Source organism: candidate division WOR-3 bacterium (genome assembly GCA_016926475.1).
Taxonomy (GTDB): Bacteria; SDB-A; SDB-A; order SDB-A; family SDB-A; genus JAFGIG01.
On sequence record JAFGON010000050.1, the window covers coordinates 1 to 26,963 of the forward strand.

At 41.9% G+C, this 26,963-nt stretch carries 28 protein-coding genes and 1 tRNA gene; 22 read left to right on the forward strand and 7 right to left on the reverse strand.

All coding sequences use genetic code 11. From position 1 onward, the window contains the following. From JXA84_04965 to JXA84_04980, 4 genes are all read left to right on the forward strand, one after another. Positions 1-212: MBL fold metallo-hydrolase (locus JXA84_04965; protein MBN1150555.1), on the forward strand; the 212-nt coding region annotated here is incomplete at its 5' end. A gap of 44 nt (positions 213-256) precedes the next feature. After that, complete coding sequence (locus JXA84_04970; protein ID MBN1150556.1) at positions 257-1,831, forward strand: NAD(P)H-hydrate dehydratase; 1,575 nt, start codon at positions 257-259, stop codon at positions 1,829-1,831. Positions 1,832-1,921: 90 nt separating this feature from the next. Further along, on the forward strand, positions 1,922-3,781 hold the full coding sequence (locus JXA84_04975) for an FAD-dependent oxidoreductase (GenBank protein MBN1150557.1): 1,860 nt from the start codon (positions 1,922-1,924) through the stop codon (positions 3,779-3,781). Between the two features lie 104 nt (positions 3,782-3,885). Then, a complete protein-coding gene (locus JXA84_04980; GenBank protein MBN1150558.1) occupies positions 3,886-4,554 on the forward strand; it encodes a YggS family pyridoxal phosphate-dependent enzyme in 669 nt (222 codons plus the stop codon). 56 nt (positions 4,555-4,610) lie between these two features. Here the strand turns inward: JXA84_04980 and JXA84_04985 are convergent, their stop codons facing one another. Genes JXA84_04985 through JXA84_05000 form a run of 4 tightly spaced genes read right to left on the reverse strand, consistent with a single transcriptional unit; the run spans position 4,611 to position 7,485 of the window. Further along, on the reverse strand, positions 4,611-5,270 hold the full coding sequence (locus tag JXA84_04985) for a TenA family protein (protein ID MBN1150559.1): 660 nt from the start codon (positions 5,268-5,270) through the stop codon (positions 4,611-4,613). After that, entirely contained in the window at positions 5,261-6,085 is an 825-nt protein-coding gene (thiD, locus tag JXA84_04990) for a bifunctional hydroxymethylpyrimidine kinase/phosphomethylpyrimidine kinase (protein ID MBN1150560.1), read from the reverse strand. Before thiD ends, JXA84_04985 begins: the two co-directional genes overlap by 10 nt. A 21-nt stretch (positions 6,086-6,106) precedes the next feature. Beyond that, complete coding sequence (gene thiE, locus JXA84_04995; protein MBN1150561.1) at positions 6,107-6,748, reverse strand: thiamine phosphate synthase; 642 nt, start codon at positions 6,746-6,748, stop codon at positions 6,107-6,109. A gap of 35 nt (positions 6,749-6,783) precedes the next feature. Then, positions 6,784-7,485 (reverse strand): class I SAM-dependent methyltransferase, encoded by a 702-nt coding sequence (locus JXA84_05000; GenBank protein MBN1150562.1) that lies wholly within the window; start codon positions 7,483-7,485, stop codon positions 6,784-6,786. Positions 7,486-7,692: 207 nt separating this feature from the next. Between JXA84_05000 and JXA84_05005 the strand changes: the two genes are divergently transcribed. Beyond that, a complete protein-coding gene (locus JXA84_05005) occupies positions 7,693-8,592 on the forward strand; it encodes a hypothetical protein (protein MBN1150563.1) in 900 nt (299 codons plus the stop codon). Positions 8,593-8,694: 102 nt separating this feature from the next. On the opposite strand, the gene JXA84_05010 is transcribed toward JXA84_05005, so the two are convergent. Beyond that, positions 8,695-8,772: transfer RNA gene (locus JXA84_05010), tRNA-Asp, on the reverse strand. A gap of 202 nt (positions 8,773-8,974) precedes the next feature. Here JXA84_05010 and JXA84_05015 point away from each other — a divergent pair. Next, positions 8,975-11,152 carry a hypothetical protein gene (locus JXA84_05015; protein MBN1150564.1) on the forward strand — a complete coding sequence of 726 codons (2,178 nt, stop codon included), beginning with the start codon at positions 8,975-8,977 and terminating at the stop codon, positions 11,150-11,152. A gap of 32 nt (positions 11,153-11,184) precedes the next feature. Here the strand turns inward: JXA84_05015 and hemW are convergent, their stop codons facing one another. Continuing rightward, a complete protein-coding gene (hemW, locus tag JXA84_05020; GenBank protein MBN1150565.1) occupies positions 11,185-12,276 on the reverse strand; it encodes a radical SAM family heme chaperone HemW in 1,092 nt (363 codons plus the stop codon). Positions 12,277-12,300: 24 nt separating this feature from the next. Here hemW and JXA84_05025 point away from each other — a divergent pair, with 24 nt between their 5' ends. Together JXA84_05025 and JXA84_05030 are read left to right on the forward strand one after the other, a co-directional pair. Further along, positions 12,301-12,957, forward strand: coding sequence for a hypothetical protein (locus JXA84_05025; protein ID MBN1150566.1), 657 nt, complete (start codon positions 12,301-12,303; stop codon positions 12,955-12,957). Further along, positions 12,958-14,475: a T9SS type A sorting domain-containing protein gene (locus JXA84_05030; protein MBN1150567.1), complete on the forward strand. Its 1,518-nt coding sequence runs from the start codon at positions 12,958-12,960 to the stop codon at positions 14,473-14,475. A 67-nt stretch (positions 14,476-14,542) separates the two neighbouring features. On the opposite strand, the gene JXA84_05035 is transcribed toward JXA84_05030, so the two are convergent. Continuing rightward, complete coding sequence (locus JXA84_05035; GenBank protein ID MBN1150568.1) at positions 14,543-15,829, reverse strand: SUMF1/EgtB/PvdO family nonheme iron enzyme; 1,287 nt, start codon at positions 15,827-15,829, stop codon at positions 14,543-14,545. A gap of 146 nt (positions 15,830-15,975) precedes the next feature. Here JXA84_05035 and JXA84_05040 point away from each other — a divergent pair, with 146 nt between their 5' ends. From JXA84_05040 to JXA84_05105, 14 genes are all read left to right on the forward strand, one after another. Then, a complete protein-coding gene (locus JXA84_05040; protein ID MBN1150569.1) occupies positions 15,976-16,662 on the forward strand; it encodes a rubredoxin in 687 nt (228 codons plus the stop codon). Positions 16,663-16,674: 12 nt separating this feature from the next. After that, positions 16,675-17,055 carry a desulfoferrodoxin gene (locus JXA84_05045; protein MBN1150570.1) on the forward strand — a complete coding sequence of 127 codons (381 nt, stop codon included), beginning with the start codon at positions 16,675-16,677 and terminating at the stop codon, positions 17,053-17,055. A gap of 8 nt (positions 17,056-17,063) precedes the next feature. Then, the gene (locus JXA84_05050) at positions 17,064-17,552 is read left to right on the forward strand and encodes a ferritin (GenBank protein ID MBN1150571.1); all 489 of its coding nucleotides are present in this window, start codon (positions 17,064-17,066) and stop codon (positions 17,550-17,552) included. A 4-nt stretch (positions 17,553-17,556) separates the two neighbouring features. Then, on the forward strand, positions 17,557-18,312 hold the full coding sequence (locus tag JXA84_05055) for an ATP-binding cassette domain-containing protein (protein ID MBN1150572.1): 756 nt from the start codon (positions 17,557-17,559) through the stop codon (positions 18,310-18,312). Next, complete coding sequence (locus JXA84_05060) at positions 18,302-19,234, forward strand: SufD family Fe-S cluster assembly protein (GenBank protein ID MBN1150573.1); 933 nt, start codon at positions 18,302-18,304, stop codon at positions 19,232-19,234. The genes JXA84_05055 and JXA84_05060 overlap by 11 nt, the downstream gene beginning before the upstream one ends. After that, the gene (locus JXA84_05065; GenBank protein ID MBN1150574.1) at positions 19,231-19,593 is read left to right on the forward strand and encodes a CoA-binding protein; all 363 of its coding nucleotides are present in this window, start codon (positions 19,231-19,233) and stop codon (positions 19,591-19,593) included. Before JXA84_05060 ends, JXA84_05065 begins: the two co-directional genes overlap by 4 nt. Then, the gene (locus JXA84_05070; protein MBN1150575.1) at positions 19,594-20,313 is read left to right on the forward strand and encodes a hypothetical protein; all 720 of its coding nucleotides are present in this window, start codon (positions 19,594-19,596) and stop codon (positions 20,311-20,313) included. A gap of 206 nt (positions 20,314-20,519) precedes the next feature. After that, complete coding sequence (locus JXA84_05075; protein MBN1150576.1) at positions 20,520-22,535, forward strand: DUF3160 domain-containing protein; 2,016 nt, start codon at positions 20,520-20,522, stop codon at positions 22,533-22,535. Continuing rightward, positions 22,532-23,149, forward strand: a complete 618-nt coding sequence (locus JXA84_05080; protein MBN1150577.1) for a phosphatase PAP2 family protein — start codon at positions 22,532-22,534, stop codon at positions 23,147-23,149. The genes JXA84_05075 and JXA84_05080 overlap by 4 nt, the downstream gene beginning before the upstream one ends. 56 nt (positions 23,150-23,205) lie before the next feature. Further along, on the forward strand, positions 23,206-23,598 hold the full coding sequence (locus JXA84_05085; protein MBN1150578.1) for a 4Fe-4S binding protein: 393 nt from the start codon (positions 23,206-23,208) through the stop codon (positions 23,596-23,598). Continuing rightward, the gene (locus JXA84_05090) at positions 23,599-25,758 is read left to right on the forward strand and encodes an aldehyde:ferredoxin oxidoreductase (GenBank protein ID MBN1150579.1); all 2,160 of its coding nucleotides are present in this window, start codon (positions 23,599-23,601) and stop codon (positions 25,756-25,758) included. Positions 25,759-25,776: 18 nt separating this feature from the next. Then, positions 25,777-26,055 (forward strand): pyrimidine/purine nucleoside phosphorylase, encoded by a 279-nt coding sequence (locus tag JXA84_05095; GenBank protein ID MBN1150580.1) that lies wholly within the window; start codon positions 25,777-25,779, stop codon positions 26,053-26,055. 18 nt (positions 26,056-26,073) lie between these two features. Next, on the forward strand, positions 26,074-26,664 hold the full coding sequence (gene thiF, locus JXA84_05100; protein MBN1150581.1) for a sulfur carrier protein ThiS adenylyltransferase ThiF: 591 nt from the start codon (positions 26,074-26,076) through the stop codon (positions 26,662-26,664). Next, the gene (locus tag JXA84_05105) at positions 26,665-26,868 is read left to right on the forward strand and encodes a sulfur carrier protein ThiS (GenBank protein MBN1150582.1); all 204 of its coding nucleotides are present in this window, start codon (positions 26,665-26,667) and stop codon (positions 26,866-26,868) included. Positions 26,869-26,963: the final 95 nt, after the last annotated feature.

Here is a 26,963-nt window from a genome sequence, read left to right on the forward strand (position 1 = left end):
ATCCTGACATGGAAGAAATTTTCAAAGCTGCTTCGCAATTCGGCAAGATATACTCCATTGTAGGAGGTTTGCACGGATTTGATCGTTTTGAGCTTTTCAAAAATTTAAGCTTTATATGCCCCACTCATTGCACACGGCATAGGGAAATGATAAAAAAAATGTACCCTCAAAAATACATAGAGGGGGGAGTTGGAAAGTCATTTGAAATATAGAGAACCAAAAAGAATATTTTTTAATCTTACCGAATGGAGGCCGAATGAAAATTAGTTCTGTCGCTGAAATGCGCTCTCTTGATGAAAAGGCGGTTTCAATTTATGGGATACCCCAGGAAATCCTGATGGAAAATGCCGGTCATGCAGCCTATTCGGTAATACAGAATGAATTCGGTGTTGAGGGTAAAAGATTTATGGTTTTATGCGGCACGGGTAATAACGGAGGTGACGGACTTGTAGTGGCAAGGAAGCTGTATTCTTCTGGAGGAGATGTCAAAGTCTTGGTAGTGGGTGAAATTTCCAAATTTAAAGGGGCGGGAAAGAAAAACTTAGAAATCATCAGAAAGCTAAATATTGAAATTATTACCATTGTTGAACCATCTCCAATTATTGATTTGATAAAGAACTCGGACTCGCTCATAGATGCAATATTCGGAACTGGTCTCGACAGGCAGGTAGATGGCTTGCACAAAGAAATAATCAATATAATCAGGTCTAGCGGCAAAAAAGTGTTTTCGCTCGACATACCTTCGGGTATAAACGGTGACACAGGCCAAGTAATGGAAACGGCTGTTAGAGCTGATTTTACAGTAACATTCGGCCTTCCAAAAATCGGAAATATCATGCATCCCGGATTTGATCATTGTGGCAAGATCTACGTCTCTCATATATCTTTTCCCCCCGAATTACATGGAGCAGAATATATAAAAATCTCGACAAACGATCCGGTGGTTTTACCTAAGAGGGAGAGTAATTCGCACAAGGGGGATTTCGGTAAAACACTTTTTATAGCCGGTTCGTCAAAATATCTTGGAGCTCCATATTTATCTGCAATGTCTTTTCTCAAATCTGGTGGTGGGCTTTCTTTTTTGGCGACTCCCGAAAGCGTTGCGCCCTTTATCGGGATGAAAGGCGCCGAAATAGTTTTAATCCCTCAAAAGCAGACATCATCTGGAAGTCTGTCTCTTGAGAATGAGAAAGAATTGATAGAATTTTCCGACAAAGTGGATTTTGTCGTCGCCGGGCCTGGATTATCTTTGGACGATGAGACCAAGAAACTAGTCAAAAAAATCGTAAATAAAATTGAAAAACCCCTACTATTAGACGGGGACGGTTTGACTGCTTTAACTGAAGACCTAAGTGTTTTGCAAGAGCGGAAATTTCCGACAATTCTCACCCCTCACACAGGAGAAATGGCGAGATTGGCGAAAGTCGACGTCGAATTTGTGGAGAAGAACAAAATTCAAATTCTTAATAAATTGACAAAAGAACTGAACTCTACAATTGTGCTAAAAGGAGCACATTCTTTGATTGGATTTTCTGACGGTAGGATTTTTATAAATCTCAGCGGAAACCCAGGCATGGCGACCGCGGGTAGTGGCGATGTTCTGACCGGAGTTATTTCCGCAATGCATGGTCTCGGTTTTGATGTCGAAAAATCTGTCCGAACCGGAGTATATGTTCACGGTTGCGCGGGAGACCTCGCCGCAGAAGCAGTCGGTGAGGATGGAATGCTGTCAGGTGATATTATGGAATATTTGCCTGAGAGTTTAAAAATACTCAGAGAAAACTACAAATCTGTTATCCAGAACTACTCGGGTAAATTAGCACTTGTTTGATTTTTTTTAAAAAAATTCTGTCCTAAATAAATTTGGGAAGTCTTGAGAAAATTGCAAATTACAGCGACTTTCCCATAAGGGAGGGAAAAAATGTTAAAACTAAAAAATAAGTTTATTTTTGCGCCTATTAAAACAGGTTACAGTTCTGAAGACGGGGTTGTAAGCGAAAGGCATTTAGCTTTTTATGGTATCAGATCCAAATTTCTCGGAGCCGTCATTCCCGAGCCTTTCTATTTGGATAAGTCTTTAAGGGAAATCCCAACGCAAATGGGTATTGATTCAGACGACAAAATTAAAGGGCTTAAAAGGCTGACGGATTCATTACACAGATTTGACACAAAAGTCATTGCCCACCTAAATCATCCCGGGAGAATGGCGAACCCGAAAATTACCGGTAACATATTTTTATCTTCGACAGACAAACCGTGCGAAAATGGCGGATTCATACCTAAGAGGATGGATCTTGAAGACATAAAAAATACAGTTAAACTTTTTGTCATGGCGGCAGAAAGGGCAAAAGAATCGGGTTTTGACGCTTTGGAGTTGCAATTTGGTCACGGTTACCTTCTGGCGCAGTTCATTTCGCCATTTGTCAACGACAGAGACGACGAATACGGTGGGGATTTTGAAAATCGAATCAGTTTTCCTCTAATGGTTTTGGAAGCGATAAAGAAAGCTGTAAAATTGCCAGTAATAGTCAGATTGAGCGGGGATGAGATGGTGCCCAAGGGTATAAAGTTGACTGAAATGGTCGAACTTTCCAAAAAGCTTGCAGAAAAGGATGTCGAAGCTATACACGTTTCAGCCGGTACAGTTTGCTCAACGCCGCCCTGGTTTTTTCAACACATGTTCGTCCCCAAGGGTAAAACATGGGAGATGGCAAAAGAGATAAAAGATGGTACTGGTTCAAAAATTATTTTTGTCGGTAGAGTTGACAGCCCTGAAGATGTCGATATTCTCCAGAATAAATTTTCCGCGGACTATATCGCAGTTGGAAGAGCGCTTGTCGCCGACCCTGATTTTGTTGGCAAAATAACAGGTGAGATCAAAGCAGAGATAAGACCATGTCTTGCATGTGTTGAAGGCTGTCTTGGTGGAGTCAGGTCAGGTAAAGGTCTCCAGTGCCTTATAAACCCTGAAGTAGGGAGAGAGGATGAAACTTTCGAGAGGGCTCAAACTCAAAAAAAGTATGCAGTCGTAGGTGGCGGACTCGCCGGAATGCAATCTGCCCTGACACTGAGGAGAAGGGGGCACAAGGTAGATTTGTTTGAAAAGGAAAATTTAGGAGGACAATTCAACCTCGCCCCTCTGACACCCAACAAAAGGAGCATGGCAAAACTAGTCCCATATTTCAAAAAAGAATTGGAGTCAAACCAGGTCAATGTCATAAAAAAGGAAGCCATGGAGTCCGACCTCATATCAAAATATGACGGAGTTATTCTCGCTACGGGTTCTGTGCCTGCGGTGCCGGATATTCCGGGGTTAAAATCATATTTTTGGGCTGATATCCTTCTAGAAGAAAATTTACCTAAAAACAAGAATGTTTTAATAATAGGCGGAGGTCTGGTAGGCGTTGATGTCGCCACAGCCCTAATCCCTTTGGGCAATAGGGTGACGATTGTTAAAAGGACTACGGATTTCGGCGGAGATATGGAGTTGATGGCTAAAACTCTTTCTCTTAAAATGATGAAAGACAAAGGGACAATTTTCAGCGAATACACTCATATAAAAAAAATCGAAGGAAGAACAGTTTTCGCCGAGAGAAACGGACAGCAAATTCGTTTTGAAGACATCGACATTATAGTCGTCTCTACCAGCATGAAGAGCTACAACCCTTTGGAAGGAAAAATAAAAGGAAGAGTGCCGGTCTGGACTATAGGAGACGCGAGAGAAGTTGGCAATGCTCAAGATGCAATTGCTGAAGCATTCGATGTTTCAAGCAGGCTTTGAAGGTGCAGAATCCGCGATTCTGATAAAGATGATTTTTTGTATATGATATAATAAATAGAAGTTTAATATTAAATAATATATCAGAAAATTTTAGGCGGTATTAAATGATAAGACAAAATGTAAGAAAAATTTTAAAGGTCCTGCCTGAAGGTGTACTACTTGTCGCGGCTTCCAAAAGAAGATCTGCCGAGGAAATTTTACAGGTGGTAGAAGCGGGTGCTCGAATAATTGGAGAAAATTACTGCGCCGAGGCGAGAAGAGCTTATGTGAAGATCGGGAAAAAGGCTCTTTGGCACTATATCGGAATACCGTCGAGAGAGAAACATGATTTGTTGAGGAAAAAATCCCTTGAAATATTCGATATGATAGAGACCGTAGATTCAGTTGAAATAGCACGGGAGATAGACAGGAAATGTCGAGATATCGGAAAAGTGATGTCGGTTTTAATTGAAGTAAACAGCGGAAAGGAAAGACAGAAGTCCGGAGTTTTCCCTGAGGACACGCGAGGCCTGGTCGAGAAGATATCTTTATTTGAGAATGTAAAAATAATGGGCTTGATGACCATGGGACCCAGGGCAGGATTGCCGGAAGATTCAAGGTCATATTTTCAGGAGACCAAAAAATTGTTCGACGAAATATCGGAATTGAACATAAAAAATGTCGAAATGAAGTATCTGTCAATGGGAATGAGCAATTCTTATCTTGTCGCTATCGAAGAAGGGGCGAACATGATCAGAATCGGCACAAAGATTTACGAAGATTCGAAACAATAAAATCTAACGTCATTTTTTAACTTTTGCGCAAATCAAAATGTGAATTTTTGGTGGTTTTAACTGATACTTGATGCCTCTTCGAATACGCGGAATTCGAATTCGGCGCTCTTTGAAAATGCGCTTTGCATACTTTCTTTGATTTGACTGTCTGAATTTTCTGCCAGAATTTCTACGATCTGTATAAACTTTTGTGTGTATTCTCTGTATTTGCCGCCTGAATAAGCGTCAATCCATTTTTTATAGGGATTGTCTTCAGCGGAATTTTCAAATACATATTCTCCCGTCCTGTTATAAACCCAAAAACAAGGCAAAAGAGCGGCCGCGGCAACTGGATATGGCGAATTGAAGGCGCTTTCAAGCAGGTAATCCGCGTAAGATTTGAATTCCGGTGATTTACTTTTTGTTTTTGGTATGTCGAAAATTTTGAATAATTCCTGTTCTAAATCTCTTTCAATGTCAAGCCCGTCCTTTGCCAACTCTATAAAAAAGTATGTTTCTTCAGGATTGTTCGCCCTGGCAGCGATTGCAGATAATGCTCTGGAGTCATCGATAATGTACAGAACATCCTGAGAAATATAGTGTGAAAACCACTTACGAGGCAACGTTCCGTCTGCAAGACGCTGAACATAATGGCATTGGAGTATTTTCTTGTATATGGGTTGAATGTGATCCCAAAATTTCTGTGTGTTATGCCCCAAGGGTCTCATTATTGCCAAAAATGGTAAAAATGGTGAACAGGTCCGTGCCCATGACCCAAAGAGTAATTTGAGCCTTCTTTGATGGCGCGATCTACGTATTCTTTTGCTTTTTTCAGAGCTTCATTTATCGGCAAACCTTTGGCGAGAAAAGAAGCTATGGCAGATGAGAGAGTACAGCCTGTGCCGTGTGTGTTCTGAGTCGGTATTTTTTTTGTTTTAAAAGTCAAAACCTGATCATCTTCTGCGTTGTAAAATACATCTTCTATTTCCTCTTCCTCTATATGCCCTGCTTTGAGCATCACTGAAACTTTACCGTCCATAGAAAGGGTTCTTGCTGCCTTTCGAATTTTCTCGTGTGAATCGATATTTTCGCCGAGCAATATTTCACCTTCCGGTATATTCGGAGTTATGACCCTCGACATCGGTATCAAAACATTCTTTAAAGTTTCAATGGCTTCGTCTTGTAGGAGTTTATCGCCGGAGGTCGCCACCATTACTGGATCGAGGACGATGTCTTTTATGGAATAGCTTTGGAGGGTTTCTGCCACTGTAATTATGACATCAGAAGAATGCAGCATTCCAATTTTTACTGCGTCTGTCCCTATATCGTCGAGGACTGATTTTATTTGTTGGGCTATGACCTCTTTTGGAACAGTGAATACCGATTGAACCCCTAGCGTGTTTTGGACTGTTATGGCGGTAATAGCTGTCATAGCGTAACATCCGCAAGCCGATATAGTTTTTATGTCTGCTTGAATGCCTGCTCCTCCGCCGGAGTCGCTTCCTGCTATCGTCAATACTTTTTTATATGTATTTTTCACAAAACACTCCATAGGGCGACTTTGCCGTCTTCATCATGAATTTTTTTTGTATTCCAAAATTATGTCTTTCAATTCTCTCGCTGCTTTCATAGGGTCGTCGGCAGAAACTATAGCCGAGACAACCGCTAAAGAATCTGATCCGGCTTTAAGCACATCTAATGCGTTGGAAGAGTTCAAACCTCCGATGGCGATTTTGTGGTGTTTTGAAACAGATACAATTTCCCGAACTCCTTCAATGCCTAAGCCGCTTGCGAGTTCAGGTTTTGTGCTTGTCACGAATACAGGAGAAATGCCTATGTAATCAACATCTATTTCATTCGCCTTTTCGGCTTGTTTAAAATTTTCAACCGACAAGCCGATTATTTTATCGTGTCCTAAAATTTTACGAGCGTATTCGTAAGGCATATCGGACTGTCCTATGTGAATTCCGTCAGCACCGGAAGCAAGAACGATATCGAGTCTGTCATTTATTATCAGAGGGGTGTCATACCGGGATAAGATATCTTTCAATTTGAGTGCTTGTTCGAGGAAGTCCTTTGTAGAAAGATTTTTTTCTCTGAGCTGGACAACTCCAACTCCTCCTTTTACCGCCTGCTCTACCACGAATTCGACGCTTCTGCCCCTTGAGAGAGCTCGGTCTGTAACGAGGTATAAGATTGAATCAGAAAATTTCATCTAAAAACCTGGCTCGTATGTCCTTTCACACAAGATTATTTTTTATGGGCGCAGACCGCTACATAATCGCCGCAGTCATAGCCTGGTTTCGGTTCTTCGAGTGTATTGTCCGAATAGAGAGGATGCTTTGTCAGGGTCTGGGCGTATTCAAAAGAAATAAAACCGGCTTTTTTTAAAATTTCAGTTTTCTCGGAGGTTGTCTTCCAGAGAGCTGCGTTGACGAATTCTATTGGATATGGATCTTTTGGCTTGACACCTTCCAGAAGAGGATGATCCCATGTCCCGAGAGCTTTTGCGAGATTGTATAAAATACCGTAGGAGCTTTCCTTTGGAACGTCTATTACGACAGCTCTGCCACTGGGTTTTAAAGCTCTGTGAGTTTTTTTGAATATACTGATCAAGTCCGGCATGTAGCTGGTGGTTCCGTTGAACAAAACCGTGTTGAATTTCTCCTCTCCAAAATCGGCCATGTCGGCAGAGGTTATTTCGACATTCATTCCTCTTTTTATTGCGATTTCAGCCATTCCACGGGAGGGCTCTATTCCGTATTTTATCTCTATGCCGTATTCTCTGGCGAGGAGACTTTCAAAAATCCCGCTTCCGCAGCCGACAGACAAAACTTCTCCGGCGTCTTTCAGAAAATAGGCGACGAGTTTCAATTCCGAATAAAGGACATTTTTGTTTTCCAAAAACCATGCGTCATACTTTTCGGCGTACTGGTCAAAGGCTCCGCGCATAAACCCTCCTAAAAAGTTAAATAAAAAACACAATTCTGACTACGACAGAGAATCTAAAATAGAATATATGATAAAATTATTTTTCTGAACTGTCAAAGTATAGGGCTTATAAAAATCTTTAAAAACAGGGTCTGAAATTTTCATTATCTAAAAAGAATTTTCTCATTGGGGTTGGAAATTTATCGGGGGAGGGGATATGATTTCATTTTGATAAGAAAAGACACAAAAATGCTGTTTGTAAACTTCTTAAAACATTTGGTTATAACCACTATATTCACAACAATCTGGCAGATTGTAAACATATTCGGCATATTTCTCTTGTTCGGACTCGTCTTGTATCTTTTGGCAAAATGGACTGAAAACTGCGCGAGATATTCCCATACGATACTTTTACATATTTTTGTCACAGGCTGGATAGGGATACCTGTCCATGAAATCGGTCATGCGGTTTTCGCTTTGCTTTTCGGACACAAAATATTGGAGATAAAACTTTTTTCGCCGGATTTTATGACCGGAACCATGGGCTATGTCAGGCACTCATGGAACAGGAAAAATATATACCATAGAATCGGCAATTTCTTCATCGGAGCGGGTCCCATAATTTTGGGAGGTGCACTCATAGCTGGTCTGGCTTTTTTACTCTTGCCTCACGCCAGACAATCATTTTATCCGTCGTTTTGGGTGCAGATGAATTTTACAGATATCCCAATCTTCTTAGTTCAGATGAAAATCGTCGGTTTGACAGGTCTCGATCTCGTGAAATCAATCTTTTTGAATACGAATTATTCCCGTTTCGCTTTCTGGGTTTTTTTATATCTTACGCTCTGCATAAGTTCTCACATGGAACTCAGCCCTTCTGACTTGAAAACTATGATCGATGGTTTTTTTGTCATTGTATTGATAATGCTCATCGTAAATCTTGTAATAGTCGTATTTGGTTTTAACGTAGACAAGTATGTTTATATGATGACCCAGCACAATGGAATTATTGCCGGGATTTTCTTTTTAGCGGTAATAATTTCATTATGCAATTTTATTTTTACATTCATTATGACTTCAATATTCTCTATGATGTTTTTCAAAAAGGTTTTCAACCCTTTTATCTGAATAGCTCGTTTTTTTGGGGGTGGTTTTTTTAAGAAATTGCACCGTTTATAAATGTCCTGTTATTTAAGGGTATAAAAAATACAAAAACACACTTTCAAAGTATGGCGGGGTAGACGGGACTCGAACCCGCGACCTCTGGCTTGACAGGCCAGTGTGCTAACCAAACTGCACCACTACCCCTTCTTTTAAATATAAAAAATTATAAATAATAGAAAGTTAAAGTCAAGCATTTTGATTGTTATAATAAAAGATTCAGCACTCAAATTTTAGTATCTCGTATTGAAAATTGATTTAATTTTAATAATTTCATCCAATATACTTTTTTCATTATTTTTTTCTTAAAGTGTTGTAATATTAAATAACTATAAGTAAGGAGAAAGATGTGAAATCAGCTTTTTTCTCTTATGTGATATTTTTATGTCCCTTCTTTATAAATTCCACCTTAAAAGCCGAAACTCAGACTTCTCCGAATGTCGAGTTTATAGGAAATTGGCCTTTTGGAATATCCCAGGCAGCAACAATAGATCCCGTAAGGGATGTTATTTTTTGCGGGTCAGGCGGGGGAGTTTATATTCTCGATATTTCTGATCCGTCAAACCCCCAAAAAATTTCAGAAGCTATACACACGAGAGGATTTGTCAATGATCTATATTATAATTCTTCAACTCAGAAATTGATGATAGCAGCAGGGGAGACAGGACTTGAAATTTGGGATGTGAGCGATTTGACCGATCCTGTTAAATGGAGCTTTTGTGAAACTCCCGGACAAGCATACGGAGTCACTTCAGACGGAAATTACGCTTATATTGCAGATGAATTATATGGACTCAGAGTGATTAATATCGAAAATCAAAACAGCGCCTACGAAGTTGGTCATTGTGAAACTCCCGGTTTGGCCTATGGTATATATATGAGCGGGAATTATGTTTATATCGCCGATTTTATGCAAGGCTTAAGGGTGATAGACATAAACGATCCAAACAATCCTTTCGAAGTGGGATATTGCACTTCTCCATGTTCAGCACAAGATGTCGATGTCAAACAAAATTACGCTTTTGTCGCCGATCAAAACGAAGGCATTAAAATCATCGACATAAGTTCGCCGTCAAATCCATTTGAAGTTGGATGGTTAGACACGCCGGGACAAGCAAATGGTTTGTCAGTGGAAGGAAATACAGCATATGTTGCCGACGGAGATTCAGGTATTGTGATAATTGATGTTACATCTCCTTCAAACCCTATTGAAATCGGATCTTATGATACACCTGGTTCTGCGTACGAGATTGGAGTCAAAGCTGAATATGCTTTTGTATCCGACAATCAAGAGGGCATGAGAGTGTTAAATATCGAAAACTTATTTTTGCCTTATGAAGCTGGGTACTTCAGTACTCCAGGTCTGGTCAAAGATATAGAGATCATATCTAATTACGCGGTTTTAGCCTGCGGCAATTCAGGGATTAGAATTATAGATATAAGCTCCTTAGTTTTTCCTGTTGAAATAGGTCAATGTCAAACGCCTGGTGACGCCTTGAAAGTTAGCATTGCAGGAGATTTTGCTTTTGTAGCCGATGGAGATTCAGGTTTACGGATAATCAATTTAAGTTCGCCTTCTAATCCTTATGAAGTAGGGCACTATGACACTCCGGGATATGTCAATGATGTGGTTTTTACTAACGGTTTGCCCTATGCTTTTGTAGCTGATGGTTCTGGTGGTCTGAGGATCATAGATGTCAGTTCTGTTTCTTCTCCTTATGAAATTAGTTCCTGCAACACCCATGGAACAGCGTATAGCATACTAATATACGATGTTTATATTGCTTATGTTGCAGCTGGTGAATCAGGTGTAAGCGTAATTGATATCAGCAATATTTTAGACCCTGATTTTGTTTATCAATGCAATACGCCGGGGAGTGCATATGATTTATTGTTTGATCAAGGTTATATAATCGTCGCCGACGGTGACTCAGGGTTAAGTGTCATAAGTAAAAATAATGCATACATACCTCAATTTGTTGGCAGCTATTACGACGGGGAAAGAGTGTTAGATTTGGGAACACCCGTTGGCGATGATGTGTTATTTTGTGCCCTTGATACAGCTGGTGTTAAGGTCTACAGTTTTTGTCCACCTGGGGCATTGTTTTTTTGGGAAGGTGATTTCAACACTCCCGGTTTGGCATACAGCGTAAAAGGTTGGGGCAGTCTGTTGATTGCCGATGGAAAGTGCGGGCTTCAAATTTGTTATTGGCATCCGCTTGGAGTGGAAGAGCGGTCAATTACGGTTGAACCAGGAATAAATTTCGGTTTTCAACAGGATGTAATGTCTGGAGAAAATCATTTCTTTTTTTCAATCCCGACATCAATTGAAATTATCATTGAAATTTTTGATATATCCGGCAGATCTGTGAAGACAATGTTACTCGGGAAAATATCTCCAGGGGAATATCACATCACGTGGACAGGTTATAGCGATATGAATGAAAAACTGAAATCCGGGACTTTCTTTTACAGATTTTCAGCTGGTAATTTCGTAAGATCCGGAAAGATATTAGTTTTAAGATAAAGTTGGATTACCTGTTTAAGATAATAGAAATTTCAAACCATTGGTGACAGTGCGGCGGTTATCTCATCCGTCAGAGGGATACCGTCTTCAGTTATGTAGCATCGGGTTTTTGAGAATTTCAGATATCCTTCATGTATGAAAGAAGATATTTTCTCAAAATCCAATTTTTGAAACAGACCCTTTCGGATCCCGACTTTTGTCCTCAATCCAGTCATTAGTATTTCAAGCATCCTGTCTTCTTCGGAGATTTCCTCCTCATCTTTTGATATTTCACCCTTTGAATATGAGAAAAGATCCGATGAGTTTCTCCATCTTTTGAGCCCTACCCTTGAGACCGAACCGGGACCAAAGCCAATATAGTCTTTGCCCTCCCAAATATGTGAGTTGTGGACACTGCGAAAGATAAAATCTTTTCTGAAATTACTCGTCTCATATCTTTCATATCCGGCATCCTGCAGTGTTTCACCCACGAGTTTGAAAAGGGAAAGAGATTTTTTTTCATCCGGCAATTTCAACTCACCACTTTGAGTTTTTTTGTAAAAAAGGCAGTCCTTTTCTATGGTTAGCATATAGGCTGAAATGTGATCTGATTCAAGAGAAAGTATCATTTTCAGATCTTTTGCTAAAGACTTCTCATCTTCACCGGGAACTCCGAAAATGAAATCCACCGAGACAGATTTTGCCCTCGAACTTCTGAGGATTTTATATGATTCGAACCCTTTTTTAGAGTCGTGGATTCTGCCGAGAAATTTCAGTTTTTTGTCGTTCAGACTCTGGACTCCGAGAGATAACCTCGTCACGCTTTCTGCTGTCAAAAATCTTATATAGTCTTCATCTACAAGTTCCGGGTTTAGCTCCAGAGCGAATTCCTGAGCAGGGTTGGTAAGACAAGCTTTTTCGAGTTCTGAAAAGAATTTTATGGCGTTTTTACCTCGGAGTATGTTTGGAGTTCCGCCTCCTACATGCAGTGTCCTTGGTCTGGAAGCGGGTTTGAAACGGGAAAGTTCTTCGTGAAAACCTGAAAGGTATTGAGAAATTCTGTTGTCCGTGGAGGGAAAAGATGTAAAATTGCAATAAGGGCATTTTTTAACGCACAGTGGGACATGGACATAAAAGTCCGTCACAAAACTTTTCAGACAGGGGTCAAAATGAGTTTTTTTATAGTTTTCGGAATTATTTTTATTCATTGTCCCGTGCTCGAAGAAATTTTATCACGATATGGCCGGATTGAAAACAACCCGACAAAAATCACTGAAATTGAACTCTGGAACGATGTAATATATCTTTGCAATAACAGCGAAATAGCACGAGACATTTTTTGTATTTTATCCGACACGACAAGGAGGAGCAGAGCAGGTATGCCGGTTTGCTCCCACCTTTCATGGGCTATTTCAGACGCGGAAACAATTCTCACGCAACAGAGAATAGGCGCATGGCTTGGAGATCTGTATCCTTATAAAAGAGGAGGGCTTGCTCATCTGGAATTACTGCCCTCTTGCTACGACACGGTGTCGGGAGTTCCAGACGGGTTTTCGTACATATGCGGTTCAAGATGGGCGGAATTTTATCCTTTTCTCGATTCAGTAGGAGTGCTGTGGCTGGAAAATCTCAATGGGTCTTTGACTGTGAACGATATCTGCAGAACATCTGGCGTCAGCAGAGGGGAGTTGTCCCTTTTTTTGCTCGGCCTTGCCAGAGTTGACGCTGTCAGGTTCAGTGAGAATCCTTTAGATGTAGATGTCTGTCCTTTGCCCGACAAAACAGGTAAAATGGAAGGCATAATGTATTTTTTTATTGGAGAATAAATGAAGAAGACTTTTTTGTTGCTGACTCTGTGGGTTTTATCTGCAGGAGTTATTTTTTGTCAGAATGTCAACGGAGACACCACCAGGGTGGACAGAAACATGCTCGTCCTTCGGATCTGGGGGACGCATCAAGAGAGAGGGTTCGCGTATGGTTACCTTCTTGCACCGAGAATAGGGGATGTGTTTGAGAACTATGTTTTAAGTTATATTTTTTACAACAACGCGTCACTATATGAATCTGCAAGATCTTTTTATGTAGGCAATTTCTCGGTTTCTCAGGATTATCTCGCCGAGGCAGGGGCTATGATCGATGGTGTTGTGGCAGCCGGTGAGAGCACCTGGTGCGCTGTTCTGAACAGAGATCTTGATTCGATGGATATTTTGATGGCCAGCGCTATGGATGAGATTGTCGAGGCATTGGAATGCTCCAGCCTTTCTAGCTGGGGTCCTATGACTCAAAATGACACTATTCTAAACGGATCACTAGTAATAACGAGGATGATGGACTGGACTTCGAATTCGACTCTCAAGGACAACCACCTGATTATCGTCAGCATCCCTTCAGAATCCGACGAACAGCCCTGGGTATCGGTCGCCTACTCGGGTTTTATAGCGGCTCTTTCAGCTGTCAACGACAGCGGCTTGACCTCTTTTAAAAATATGGGAAACTCGCCCGACCACCCCAACCCGACAGACCTCTATCCAGCCTTGATAGCTTCGAGAGACGCTGTCGAGAGCAGAGACTTGAATAGCGACGGCAAATGCGATGTCTTCGACGCGGTGAGCGCTTTTAGCTCACACAGATTTTATTGTTCTTCGATAATTCAGGCGACATGCAGTAGAAACGATACTTTCGCCGCCATAGCGATAGAGTGCGACAACCAGCACGGGGACACTTTCAGAGTCTATTCCCATGATGGGAGTATTCCGCTTTACAATGTCGTCTGCACAAATCATTTCAGAGCGTTGCAAACTCCCGTGTATTGTTATAGGTATAACAACATAACCGATTCCATCAGGGCAGATTCTTCTGTGACACCTGAGAGAAGTTGGAAAATTATGTCGGGGGGCGCAGGGGTTTCGAGCAACAATCAGATGATTCAGTGGATCGGCCAGACGAGGACTCTGAAAATCTCTGCGGCTACTTCTGATTCGCCGGCATATTTGAGAACACCCGTATCTTTGAACATTGATTCTCTATTCAATGAAACTTTTGTCGAAGAACCCGTTGATAGAGAGGTGGATTTTCCCAGGGATTTAAAAGTAAATTTTTATCTGAATCCGCCTTACTTTGAAATACACTATCAAGGTCAGGACCTCGCCAGCTTGGCGTACTCCCTTTTTGATGCCTCGGGAAGAGTTTTCATTGCAAGAAAGCATTTGGAAGATGGGTTTTCAGGGAGAATAAGTCTATCCGATATGCCTCCTGGAGTTTATTTTCTGAATATTGAAGGCGAAAGGATTGGCTTTTCAGGTCAAATTTTCCTCATGACCAAAAAAATATTTTCGTTTCGATAAAAAGTGTACAAAAGAGGAATTTTAATCAGTCCAGAGAGCATATTGTAAAATTTCAATCAAAACCTGGTCAAAAAGAACGCATTGTCCTGAAGCCAATGAGTTCTATCGCCATCATCGGTATGTTTTTGCCTCTTGCCGAGCATCTGAGGTACCTGAAATCATGTCCGAACGATCCGCCTCTCATAGATCGGAATTCTCCGGACTCTGATCCTCTGGGGTTGTAGTTGCTGCCCACAGGGGGGTAATCTGAATAGTAGTTGGAACACCACTGCCAGACATTTCCCGCCATATCGTACAGGCCGAAATTGTTTGAGCTGAAGGCAGTTACCGGCGACGTCCTCATGTAGCCGTCTTTTGCCATGTGTGAGAAAACCGCTTTGAAATCTCCCCCTTCCATATCTTGAATGTATTCACCCACTGTAGAGTATCCGGCGTGGTTGGCTTTGGCTTCAACCTTTTCGATGCCGGGGGATCCATCTCCCCAGGGATAAGAGACGACACTCCCCCCTTGAGAGGCGTATTCGAATTCAAATTCCGTCGGGAGTCTGTAACCGTTCGTGTAAAGACATTGCCATGTCAATGTGTCGTATTGAACTTCTAATCCTTCGCGGGTTGAAAGCCAGTTGCAATAACGGGCTGCGTCAAACCAAGTCACTTGAGTGACTGGATGGTCAGGAATGCTGTCTAAGGCGCTGGGGCCGTCTGGACCCTGTGGGTTTCTCCATGTGCCCCCATCGTGTTGATAACCGGTTGTGTCCGTATAAAATCCGAGGGTTGTGTCCCTTTCGGCATCGGTTGTATACCCTGTCTCCTGAACAAAAACGGCGAAATCCCTGTTTGTCACGGGAGTCGTCTTCATGAAAAAACTGTCAATTTTTACCCTGAAGGTAGGTTTTTCGTCGTCAAAAATGGGTCTTGTTGAACCGATCCTTGAAATTCCTTCAGGTATGAAACTGTAACCTTCAGGGACAATTCTCGGTTTATCTTCGATCAGCGGCGTCTGAGGTGGCTTTTTGAAATATTTGTTTGAAAAGAAAATTGCCGCCACTGTCAGGACTGCAAAAAACATAAATATGAAAATTAGGGTCGGTTTGAGTTTTGATCTAAGCTCAGTTTCTTCATAATCGTATGGGTAGGGGGCTTCCTTTTTTACGTGGGGTGGGTCTTTGGGAGGTGAAGGTATGTTGTGGGATTTAACATCTGAAAATTCTTTTTTGGCTTTAATTGGAGGCGGAGGTGGCGGTAGATCTTTTGGAGGGGGAGGAGTATTTTGGGGTAATTTTAGTCCGCAATTCGGACAGACCTTGTCATCTTTGCTTATTGGAAAAAAACAGTTTGGGCAATTATTTTGCATCCTTTTCTCCTTTCTCAGAGGGAATTATAGATTAAAATAGATGAAAAATAAATATATTTGGGGTTGTTATACCTGTAAAATTATATATCTTTAAAAAGGAGTGTTTGTGAAAATGTCTCGCTGACGATCTATAAATAGAGAGTTTTATGGATACTAAATGCTTTTACAAATTGAATTACGGTGTTTATGTAGCCGCCACAAAATTTGACCAGAAATTAAACGGTCAAATTGTAAACACATGCTTTCAAATTACCTCAGACCCTCCGAAAATCGCCTTGAGCATAAACAAAAATAACCTCACCCATGAATATATAATGCATAGCAGAGTTTTGTCTTTGTCGGTTCTTTCGGAAAAAACACCGATGACTTTTATAGGCAGGTTTGGTTTTAAAAGCGGAAGGGATATTGATAAATTCCAGGGCGTAAATTACAAAATCGGTAAACTTGGTGTACCTATCGTCCTCGACTTCACTACGGGTTATTTTGAAGTTGAAATAGTGGATGAACTCGACGTCGGAAGTCATACTCTTTTTATCGGACGAGTAGTGGACGCCCAGGAGTGCAGCGAAGATGAGTCAATGTCCTATAATTATTATCGAGAGGTGAAAAAAGGGCGTTCGCCTAAATCAGCTCCTACGTACATCATTGAGGAAAAAACAAAGGAGGAAAAAATGAAAAAATGGGTATGCGATGTCTGTGGTTATGTCTACGATCCTGAAACTGGCGACCCGGATTCAAATATTGCACCTGGTACTGCTTTTGAAGATATTCCCGAGGATTGGGTCTGCCCCGTCTGCGGTGCCGACAAAAAATCTTTTTCACCACAAGAATGACAGGAGGTAAAAATGACTCAAAGATCCCAAATTTACAAATGCGATATCTGCGGGAATATTGTTGAAGTTCTTCACCCCGGAGCCGAAGCTCTTGTCTGTTGCGGTCAACCCATGAAAATCAAGAGTGAACTGACAAAAGAAGGTGCTGGAGAAAAACATGTCCCGGTGGTAGAAAAGTCCGGCGGGAAGGTAAAAGTTAAAGTCGGATCTGTCGCCCATCCCATGGAAGACAAACACTATATTGAATGGATAGAGGTACAGTGCGGGGACAAAATCTGCAAGAAATACTTGAAACCAGGGGACTCTCCTGAAACTGAGTTCGAAGACTGCCCTGACGGAGAAATAACAGCGAGAGAATACTGCAACGTGCACGGACTTTGGTCCATTAAATAGGAGAAAAAATGTTAGACCCCAAAATGCTGAAATCCTTTAACGATCAAATAAACGCCGAATTGTATTCCGCTTATCTATACCTTTCTATGTCGTCTTACTTCCATGGCCTTAACCTCAAGGGCTTCGCGAACTGGATGAGGGTTCAGGCGAAGGAAGAACTCGGACACGCCATGAAGATATTCGATCATGTAATCGAAAGAGGAGGAAGAACTGAACTTTCAAAAATCGATACCCCTCCTAAAGAGTGGTCTTCCATTGTGGAAGTTTTTCAGAAAACAGTCGAGCATGAAAAACATGTCACTTCTTTGATCCACAATCTTGTAAAAACTGCGAGGGAATCCAACGACTACGCCTCGGAATTTTTTTTACAGTGGTTCGTGTCAGAACAGGTTGAAGAAGAAGCTTCTGCCCAAGAGATTCTCGACGAAGTTGAGATGATAAAGGAAACCAAAAACGGAATTTTCATGCTCGATAGAGAGCTTGGAAAGAGAAAGTAAAGAGATGAGCCCGACGAAAAAAAGCATACTCGAGATAGAGGGACTCAGCCTTTCTTTGAACGGCAAGAGTATTTTAAAGGATCTTACTGCAGAGATTTGGCGAGGATACGTTCACGCCATTGTCGGTCCGAACGGAGCCGGAAAATCCACTCTCGCAAGCGTAATAATGGGTTTATCGGGATACGGAAATTTCGAAGGTGAAATTTTTTTAAACGGGAAACCTTTGAAGGGACTCGGAATTTACGAAAGGGCTAAACTCGGATTGACTTTGGCTTGGCAGGAACCCGCGAGGTACGAAGGTCTGATGGTCGGAAATTTCGTGTGCGCTTCAAAGGGAACCGGCAGTGATCACAAATACGCTTCGAAAGCTTTGAAAGCTGTCGGGCTCGAACCGAAAGAATACCTGAAGAGGAGCACGGATAAAACTTTGAGCGGAGGCGAGAGAAAAAAAATTGAACTCGCCTCTATTTTCCTCATGAAACCAAAAATCGCTATCCTCGATGAGCCTGATTCAGGAATAGACGTGGAGTCGCTTCAGAGAATTTTCGAAATTGTCCTGAAACTAAAAAAAATGGGCACCACGGTGATTATGATAACCCACAGCTTAGAGGTCCTCAGGCATTCAGATCACGCTTTTTTAATGTGTGACGGAAGAATTGTCGACAAGGGATCAACCCTGAAAATATCTAGGTATTTTAAGAAAAAATGTGTGCCTTGCAGGCATAAAAACAAACCGGATAGAGGAATTTATGGAAGATAGGGCGATTCAACTTTTTTCAGAGACAGGACAGGATATTGAAGACCTTACCAACCCAAACGTCGCGCATCTGATTATCAACAACGATAAAGTGGTAAGTAAAAATGATGTCGAAGGGCTTTCGGTCAAGACCTATGGAATAGAAAACGGGGTTCACATTGTTTTGAATCTTTATCCGGGGATAATCATAGAAAGACCTGTTCATTTATGCTTTGGAATGCTTTTGGAAAACGGGATACAGAACATACAGATGGAGACAGTTATCGGTGAAGGTTCATCGATAAATGTCCTCTCTCATTGCGTTTTTCCGAACGCTGTTGATATTCAGCATATAATGAACAATAGGATAAAACTCGAAAAAAAAGCAGTTTTTAGATATTATGAAAGGCATGTTCACAGCGAAAACAGCGGAATGAGGATCGTTCCGAAATCATATATAGATTTGGCGGAAGGGGCGAGGTTTGCTTCTGAATTTGTCCTTTTGAAGGGACGGGCTGGAACTGTTGACGTCGAGTACGAGGCTAAATGCGGTGCGAATTCGGTCGTCGAGATGTTGACGAGAATAAGCGGCAGAGGCGACGATAAAATCTCGATAAAAGAGACTGGGTTGCTCGAAGGACAAAATTCAAGAGGCGTGCTAAAAACCAAAATCGCTCTCAGGGACAATTCCCGTGCTGATGTCTTCAACAAACTCATAGCGCAGGCAGCTATGGCGCGAGGGCACGTTGACTGCAAAGAAATCGTAATGGACCAAGCGATAGCCAACGCAGTTCCAATAGTTGAAGTAAGACATCCAAAGGCTCATGTAACCCACGAAGCTTCTATTGGAAGTGTCGACAACAAACAACTTGAAACTTTGATGTCAAGAGGCATGACAGAGGAATCCGCAGAAGAACTGATAATTGGAGGTTTGCTTTCCGGATGATATCTGGGAAAAACATCGCTTTGGTTGGGGCTTCAAAGAATAGGGAGAAATTCGGAAATGCCTTATTCAGATACCTCAAGATGAGGGGATACAACGTCTATCCGGTCAACAGAAATGGCGGAATTATCGAAAACACAAGGGCTTATCGCACTATAGAGGAATTGCCTGAAGGTGTGGATCTTGTTGTTTTTGTCGTCCCGAAGAATGAATCTTTTGAGGTTTTGAAAAAGGCGGTCGAATTAGGTCATAAAAAATTTTGGTTTCAGCCCAATACTTTAGGAAAAGATGCCGAAAAGTATCTCGCCGAGATACCCCATTTGAAATATACCGCTGGAAGATGCATCATGACAGAGACGTAGATGTCTCTTTTTTTATTGACGGCTCTGATTTCATTGGCAGGAATGTTTTTCACAGCGGAAGACTCAGCTGTTTTTGAAACGACAACAACTGATACCATAGTCGCTCTGCCGTTTGGCTCAAGCCCAGAGTTTTACTCGAACGGGCTCATCCCTCAGGATTATGAAATACTCGACTCTCTGAGGGTAGATATTAATGGAGACTGCTTGGAGGAAGAGGTCTATCTGATAAAAAGACGTTTCAGAGACTGGCCTTTTTCCAAGTTTTATCAAATGGAAAGTCGCATATCGGAAAACCACGATGAAGATACGATGTCCTGCAGCGTTTTCGTCTTCGGCAGAAAATCCGAACAAGACTCAACCCAGAGTTTTTTATGGGGAGGGTCGCCAATGTTCATACCTTTTATTGCGATTGAACCCTACGATGCCGAATTAGACGGAGTTTTCGAGATTGCCGCCCTTGAGAGCAGATATTCTCTATGGGAAAAAAATATCGCGACATCTGTGGGAATTTGGAAATGGGACGTCTTTGGATTCAGAAAAGTCTGTTCAACTGGAGAAATAAACTTTAACTGCACTGAATTTAAAACTTTTATCAATCTCGATGGAACAATGATTTTAGGTTTAAAATATCGATGGGTGCATGAAAATAAAAAACATGGCGACTCTGGTAACGGGGTTGAAGGGATAAAAACTAAAAGAGCTAAACCCTTTCGGTTTTGAAAATTTATGCAATGCAAATGTATGATTGAACTCCGAAGGGTATGACATAGTCTTTGAAAAAAAAATAAACTGTAATAAAATACTAATGTGAGGTGAGTTGTCAAAGAAACACTTATCGCGGATTGAGATGTTTTTTTCGTAAATTCGGAGGAATTAAAAAAGAAAATTTTACACGTGGCCTTGTCACCCGTAGAGGAGGAGACGTTATGTCAGTTAAAATTTCTGTCGCCATTTACGCTTTTGTTGTCTTTCCCGCTTTTTTATGGGCTGGTTTCGACATTTCAGATTCCATACCAGAGACTTATCAGGGTGTTGATTTTAACTACCCTTTGAACCCTGGACAAATTCAGTTTCTCGAGTTAGCACATCTGAATCAGAGGGCGGTGAATTATTTAAGCCAAAACGGTTTTGTAGTCGTTCCAGACGACTACAAAGATTTCTACATGCTGTATGAAAATTTCAAGTATGATTCAATACCGTCCTACGTGACAGCAGACGCCATGCTCAACACTTATCACATTGTATTCAACAAGATCATCAGAGATTTGGAAGACAGATTCTTGAGAGAAAGACTCACAGAATTGACAAAAGACCTTTGCAAAACAGCTCGAGAAAAGTACATGGAATTCAAAGGCACTGGATTTGAAGATGCGGCTCTCGACGTTTGGGCTTATTTTGAAGTGGCTCTTTACTTGCTGGAAGAAAAACCTTCCGACTTTCCTGAAGAGATCAAGGATGTAGCTCAGAGCGAGATCGAAATGATAATGCAGGCCAAAGGCATTGGAGTCTCTGAATTAATGACTATTGGTGAAGATGTGTACCAGGAAGATTACAGCCAATACAAACCGAGAGGACACTATGAAGGAAAACCCGAAAGGGAGAGATACTTCAGGGCGATGATGTGGTATGGAAGAATAGCTTTCAACACCGGCAAGATGGACGGATTGAGAAGGACAATTATTTTCGCTTCCATCATGTCCGATTCAGAACACGGCTTTGTTGAAAGATGGCAAGAAATAACTTCGCCGATAGAATATTTTGTCGGAGGTACGAAAGAAATTACTGTTTCTGACATAGATCCGATATTCGAAAAGGTATACGGTGAAAACCCGAGGACGGAAGAGGTTTTGAGACTTACGAAGATTTCTGAATTCGCCCTGGAAATAAAGGAAATTTCAAAATGCCAAGACCTGCCATTTAGAGTTGAGGAGGAGCATCTCTTCAAGTTTATGGGTCAAAAATTTGTCCTCGACACGGAAATTTACAGGAAACTGGTGTTTGAAGCAGTTGGGACTCTCGATAATCCGCGTGATCTCCCAAAAGCACTCGATGTCTTCGCGGTTTTTGGGAATGAACAGGCTCTGGAGATACTCGAAAGAGATGGAGACACTGAATTTTTGAATTACTCCAAGAACATTGAAAAACTGAGAACAATCGCTCAAAGTATGACGAGACAGAATTGGGAAAGAGACGTATACACCTATTGGCTGTTTGTCCTAAAAACTTACACCAGAGACAAAGGAGCTTCTTACCCGTCTTACATGAGAAAACTGTCTTGGCTTTTCAGAAACCTCTACGCCGCGCTCGCCAGTTACACCGAACTGAAACACGACACAATTCTCTACGCGAACCAGGTAATGGCTGAAAGCGGTGAAGACATACCTTTTGAAAAATATCTCTGCAGTGTCGAACCCGATCCGGTTTTCTTTTTTTCTCTTTTAAACCTCATAGGTTTGACAGAAGAAGCACTTGAAAAAACAGGTTGCGAGATGGATGACTCCAAAACTCTTCTTTCAAATCTTGAAGACGAGACAAGTCTTCTAGCCGGTATCGCTCTGAAAGAGCTGAGGGGAGAGGAACTCGAATACGAAGAATTCGATATTCTCTATTATTTCGGAGGTTGGCTTGAATGGATGGTTTTCGAATCAGCCGACGACAGAGCGGGAAGCCCTGACTACGAATGGGCAGGAGTGGTCGCGGACATAGCAACAGATCCAAACGGAAGAGTACTGGAAGAGGCTACTGGGAAGATATTCAGGATATATGTAGTGATACCAGGAAAAGGCGGTCGTCCTCAAATCGCAGGCGGGGGGGTTTACTCATACTATGAATTTCCATGGCCGATTTATGACAGGTTGACGGATTCAAAATGGAGAAAAATGCTCAAGGAGAATTCGGAGCCATCAAGACCGTGGTGGTCTGAATCTTTTATTGTGGAATGAACTTTCTGCCTTTCGGTATAGATTTAACGTTGCTCGAAGTTTTAAACAGATACTTGCACAGTGTTCCATTGGACTATACTTTCTGCTTTTTTTCCGACGAAAGGTCTTCTTTGATACCAATTTTCCTGTCTCTTGTTTTTTTTCTGAAAAAATATCGGGAAAAAGGGGCTATTCTTTTCGTATTCGCCCTTTTAGCTGTCGGACTATCCGATTTTTTAGGGGCTGAAATTTTCAAAACCTTGTTTTCAAGACCCAGGCCCTGCCAAGAAATTGGAGGGCTTTTTTATTTTGATAAAGATTCCTCGCAATGGCTTGTTACCGACGGTATAAAGAACTTTAAATCTTCTTCGTCTTTTGTCTCAAATCATGCTTCGAACTCTTTCGCTTTTTCACTTTTTTCTTCATTCTATTTTAAAAAACTTGCACCTTTTTATATTTTAGCCGCTTTGTTGGTCGGGGTTTCGAGGATTTACACTGGTGTTCATTATCCTTCGGACGTAATCGCCGGATTTTCTCTAGGAGCTTTATGCGCATTCTTTTCCAAATGGGCTCTTGAATCTCTACAGAAAACAGGTTTTTTGAAAGTTTGTCCGTTGATTTTTAAGAAGAGGTAAACTATCATATTAGAAAATTTACTATAACTATAAGCCAAAGGGAGGGAGTAAAAGGCATGAAATACCTGAAAACTTACCCTGAAAAGTGTTTGGGCTGTATGCAGTGCATGGACATTTGTTCAGAGACTTTTTTTGGAGAAAAGAACCATTCCAAGTCGGCTATAAGAGTTACACCAAAAGAAGAAAGTGGTTTCGACATAATTGTATGCAACCAGAAATGCAGGCTTTGTGTTGATGAATGCCCGGTGCAGGCTCTGACAGTTACCCCTCGAGGGATCGTCATACTGAATAAAAAACTCTGCGTCGGATGTCTGGCTTGTGTTGCGGTTTGTCCTTTACAAGCGATGATGTGGTTGCCAAGTGTGGAAAATCCATTTAAATGTATAGCTTGCGGTAAATGCGTCGAAGTGTGTCCCGTGGGCGCCCTTGAAATCGTCGAGGAGGAATAAATGTCAGACCTTGAAAAAATATTATCGGCACACAGACAACTCGCCGAGTTCATCTACGAGTTGAAACCCGTCCAGAGAGGATACAACGACAGGACTCTGTATGTGAATCTTTCGGACAACACCATAAAAATCAAGCAGGTCACCAGTGAGATGAAGGAAAAATTCACGGGGGGGAGGGGTTACGACCTCAGACTTTTATGGGATGCCGTCAACGAGAACACTAAGTGGAATTCCCCCGAAAATGAAATAGTAATTGCCGCGGGACCCATTGGAGGCAACACCAATTACGCCGGCTCTGGCAAATCCATAGTTGTGACAGTTTCTCCTTCGACAGGGATACCAATTGATTCCAACGTTGGAGGTTATTTTGGACCCTACCTTAAATTTTCCGGTTTTGACGCCATAGAAATTCAGGGAAAGGCCGAGAATGAAGTGATTGTTTTTATAGACGGTGACGAAGGCTCTGTTAGAATAATCGAAGCCCCGGAAGAAGCTGTTGACAGCCACATTCTCGGAGAACAGATAGTCGAAATGTTTTCAAAGAGCGAAGAAGATAAAATTCACATCAGCTCGGTCTCCGCGGGAACGGGATCGGAGCATTCCTACATCGGATGCCTGAACTTTTCCCTATACGACAAAAGGAGAAAAGGGGTCAGATTCAAACAAGCCGGAAGGGGAGGGACAGGAACTGTATTCCGGGACAAAAAAATTAAAGCCCTGATCGTGAGGTTTTCAAAACTTTCTTCTTCTTCAAACAACCCTGCCGATATCTCTAAGCTACAAAGAGTCGGGCTTAAACTTCACAACGAAATAATCCAAAGAGACGAACTCGACTGCAACATGAGAAAAGTGGGTACCGCTCACCTGGCGGAAATAATGAACGACTACGACCTTCTTCCGACTATGAACTACAAATTCGGAAGTCACGAGAAAGCGAGAAATCTCGCTTCCGACCTTTTGTACGAAAAATTTCTTTCCAAAGGTAAGCCAGACGGTTGCTGGTACGGATGCACTTTGGCGTGCGCCAAAGTAGTAGAAAATTTTAAACTAACTACAGGACCTTACAAAGGCAGCAAAGTTCTGGTGGATGGACCGGAATACGAAACTGTAGCGGGTTGCGGTTCAAACCTAGGAATCTTCGACATGAGGGATGTTCTTGAAATCAATTTTTACTGTGATTCGTACGGTCTTGACACTATTTCATTCGGCACAATGACAGCATTTATAATGGAATGCTGGGAAAAGGGTATCCTCGACCTGGAGAAAACGGGCGGACTTGATTTTACTTGGGGAAAAGCAGGGTCTGTCCTTGAACTTCTGCATTTGATCTCTCGGGGCGAGGGATTCGGGCTTATCGCAGGAAAAGGCATAAGGAGAATGAAAGAGTATTTCGAGAAAGAGTTCGGAGGGGACAGGAAACTGATGGACGATATCGGAATGGAGGCGAAGGGGCTGGAATACTCGGAATATGTCACAAAAGAATCATTGGCTATGCAGGGCGGGTACGGGCTTGCCAACAAGGGTCCGCAGCACGACGAAGCTTGGCTGATTTTCATGGATATGGTCCAGAATTTGATCCCTACATTCGAAGACAAAGCTGAAGCGCTGCATTATTTTCCCATGTTCAGAACATGGTTCGGAATCCAGGGGCTTTGCAAACTACCCTGGAATGACATCACACCCGCGGACAACGCAAGGACAGACGAACCGGCGAAAGTTCCGGAACATGTTCAGAATTACGTCGATATTTTCAACGCCATTACTGGAAACGGCATAGACAAAGAAGGATTGATACTACAGTCTGAGAGGGTTTATAACTTTCAGAGAGTTTTCAACCTTCGGCTTGGACACGGAAAGAGAGCTGACGACTGGATCCCATACAGGTCCGTAGGTCCTGTCACCGCAGAGGAATACGAATCAAGACAGGAAAGATACGACAGGCAACTAGAAGAAAAGGCGGGGGTAGACCCAAAAAAGTTGAACACTGAAGAAAAGGTGAAAAGACTTAGGGAATTCAGGGAAGACCAGTATCAAAAGCTTATCGACGCCGTCTATGAGAGAAGAGGTTGGACAAAAGAGGGCATTCCGACAATTGAACATCTTAAAAAAATCGGTATGGACTTGCCTGAAGTCGTCGAGATAGTTAAAAAACACTTATGATTTAAGGGAGATCCGGAAATGATTAAGGTAAATGAATATTTTGAGGGTATGGTCAAGAGTCTTGGACCGGAAACTCAGGAAAAAAAATTTACGCTGGGTGTTATAATGCCCGGCAGTTATGAATTCACAACTGGCGTCAAAGAGCTGATGGAAATTGTCCAGGGTTCTCTCGAAATCCACTTTGAAGGACATCCTGCGAAAGAATACCCGAAAGGACAGAATTTCACGGTCCCTGAGAACACCAAATTCACCGTCAAGGCGGAAAAGCCCACCGCTTACATCTGTTATTACGGGTAGATCAGCCGGTGTAAAAAAGTGCGCCGTCCGTATGGTTCTTTAGAAAAGATACTTCGTAGGCGCAAGGTCGGTATAGCAGGCTGTGGCGGGTTAGGGTCCAATTGCGCCGTATCGTTAGCGAGAGCCGGAATAGGTGGTCTTTTACTCGTCGATTTCGATTTCGTGACGGAATCCAACCTCGACAGGCAGTATTATTTCATAAATCAAGTCGGAAAGAAAAAAGTTGAAGCCCTCCAAGAAAATATCCTTGGAGTTGACCCTGAGGTGAAAGTCGAAACTTTTTTCGGCAGAATCCGGGAAGACAACGTGAAAGAGCTTTTCGGGGATTGCGGTTTGATTGTGGAAGCTCTTGATGTCGCCCAAGAAAAAGCTTTTTTCATACAGAAAGTTTCCGAATGTTTTCCGAGAAAACCCATTGTTTCCGGTTCCGGAATCGCAGGATACGGGAGTAATAACAGAATAAAGACGAGAAGGTTCGGAAATTTGTGGGTTTGCGGAGACGGCGAAACAGAAGTTTCAAAACAGAACCCGCCGCTTTCGCCTAAAGTCACCGCCATAGCGAACTTGCAGGCGAATCAAATTCTGGAGATAATCCTGAAGAATCGCTAGATGAATATAAAACTAAACAAGAAAGATTTTATAGTAGAACGGGATGAGTTGAGCTTGTCAGAATTGCTCAAAATCGTAGCGCCGAGGCACCCCATAGCAGCGGTAAGAATAAACGGCAAATTCGTAAAAAAAGAAAACTATCCCTGCTCTTTCTTAAACGAAAATGACCGTGTCGTTATCGTATATATGCTCGGCGGCGGGTGACGTCATCTAAAAAATCCTCCCTTTAAAAACTATACAAAGAGCTACCTGGAAAAATTCCATTTTGAGCACTGGAATAAAAGTTTTGACTCTGGGGT

Bases quoted from the DNA above. Each gene is read 5' to 3' on its own strand.
- JXA84_04970 (MBN1150556.1), top strand. From the start codon at position 257: ATGAAAATTAGTTCTGTCGCTGAAATGCGCTCTCTTGATGAAAAGGCG.
- JXA84_04975 (MBN1150557.1), top strand. From the start codon at position 1,922: ATGTTAAAACTAAAAAATAAGTTTATTTTTGCGCCTATTAAAACAGGT.
- JXA84_04980 (MBN1150558.1), top strand. From the start codon at position 3,886: ATGATAAGACAAAATGTAAGAAAAATTTTAAAGGTCCTGCCTGAAGGT.
- thiD (MBN1150560.1), bottom strand. From the start codon at position 6,085: ATGGAGTGTTTTGTGAAAAATACATATAAAAAAGTATTGACGATAGCA.
- thiE (MBN1150561.1), bottom strand. From the start codon at position 6,748: ATGAAATTTTCTGATTCAATCTTATACCTCGTTACAGACCGAGCTCTC.
- JXA84_05000 (MBN1150562.1), bottom strand. From the start codon at position 7,485: ATGCGCGGAGCCTTTGACCAGTACGCCGAAAAGTATGACGCATGGTTT.
- JXA84_05025 (MBN1150566.1), top strand. From the start codon at position 12,301: ATGAGTTTTTTTATAGTTTTCGGAATTATTTTTATTCATTGTCCCGTG.
- JXA84_05030 (MBN1150567.1), top strand. From the start codon at position 12,958: ATGAAGAAGACTTTTTTGTTGCTGACTCTGTGGGTTTTATCTGCAGGA.
- JXA84_05035 (MBN1150568.1), bottom strand. From the start codon at position 15,829: ATGCAAAATAATTGCCCAAACTGTTTTTTTCCAATAAGCAAAGATGAC.
- JXA84_05040 (MBN1150569.1), top strand. From the start codon at position 15,976: ATGGATACTAAATGCTTTTACAAATTGAATTACGGTGTTTATGTAGCC.
- JXA84_05045 (MBN1150570.1), top strand. From the start codon at position 16,675: ATGACTCAAAGATCCCAAATTTACAAATGCGATATCTGCGGGAATATT.
- JXA84_05050 (MBN1150571.1), top strand. From the start codon at position 17,064: ATGTTAGACCCCAAAATGCTGAAATCCTTTAACGATCAAATAAACGCC.
- JXA84_05055 (MBN1150572.1), top strand. From the start codon at position 17,557: ATGAGCCCGACGAAAAAAAGCATACTCGAGATAGAGGGACTCAGCCTT.
- JXA84_05060 (MBN1150573.1), top strand. From the start codon at position 18,302: ATGGAAGATAGGGCGATTCAACTTTTTTCAGAGACAGGACAGGATATT.
- JXA84_05065 (MBN1150574.1), top strand. From the start codon at position 19,231: ATGATATCTGGGAAAAACATCGCTTTGGTTGGGGCTTCAAAGAATAGG.
- JXA84_05070 (MBN1150575.1), top strand. From the start codon at position 19,594: ATGTCTCTTTTTTTATTGACGGCTCTGATTTCATTGGCAGGAATGTTT.
- JXA84_05075 (MBN1150576.1), top strand. From the start codon at position 20,520: ATGTCAGTTAAAATTTCTGTCGCCATTTACGCTTTTGTTGTCTTTCCC.
- JXA84_05080 (MBN1150577.1), top strand. From the start codon at position 22,532: ATGAACTTTCTGCCTTTCGGTATAGATTTAACGTTGCTCGAAGTTTTA.
- JXA84_05085 (MBN1150578.1), top strand. From the start codon at position 23,206: ATGAAATACCTGAAAACTTACCCTGAAAAGTGTTTGGGCTGTATGCAG.
- JXA84_05090 (MBN1150579.1), top strand. From the start codon at position 23,599: ATGTCAGACCTTGAAAAAATATTATCGGCACACAGACAACTCGCCGAG.
- JXA84_05095 (MBN1150580.1), top strand. From the start codon at position 25,777: ATGATTAAGGTAAATGAATATTTTGAGGGTATGGTCAAGAGTCTTGGA.
- JXA84_05105 (MBN1150582.1), top strand. From the start codon at position 26,665: ATGAATATAAAACTAAACAAGAAAGATTTTATAGTAGAACGGGATGAG.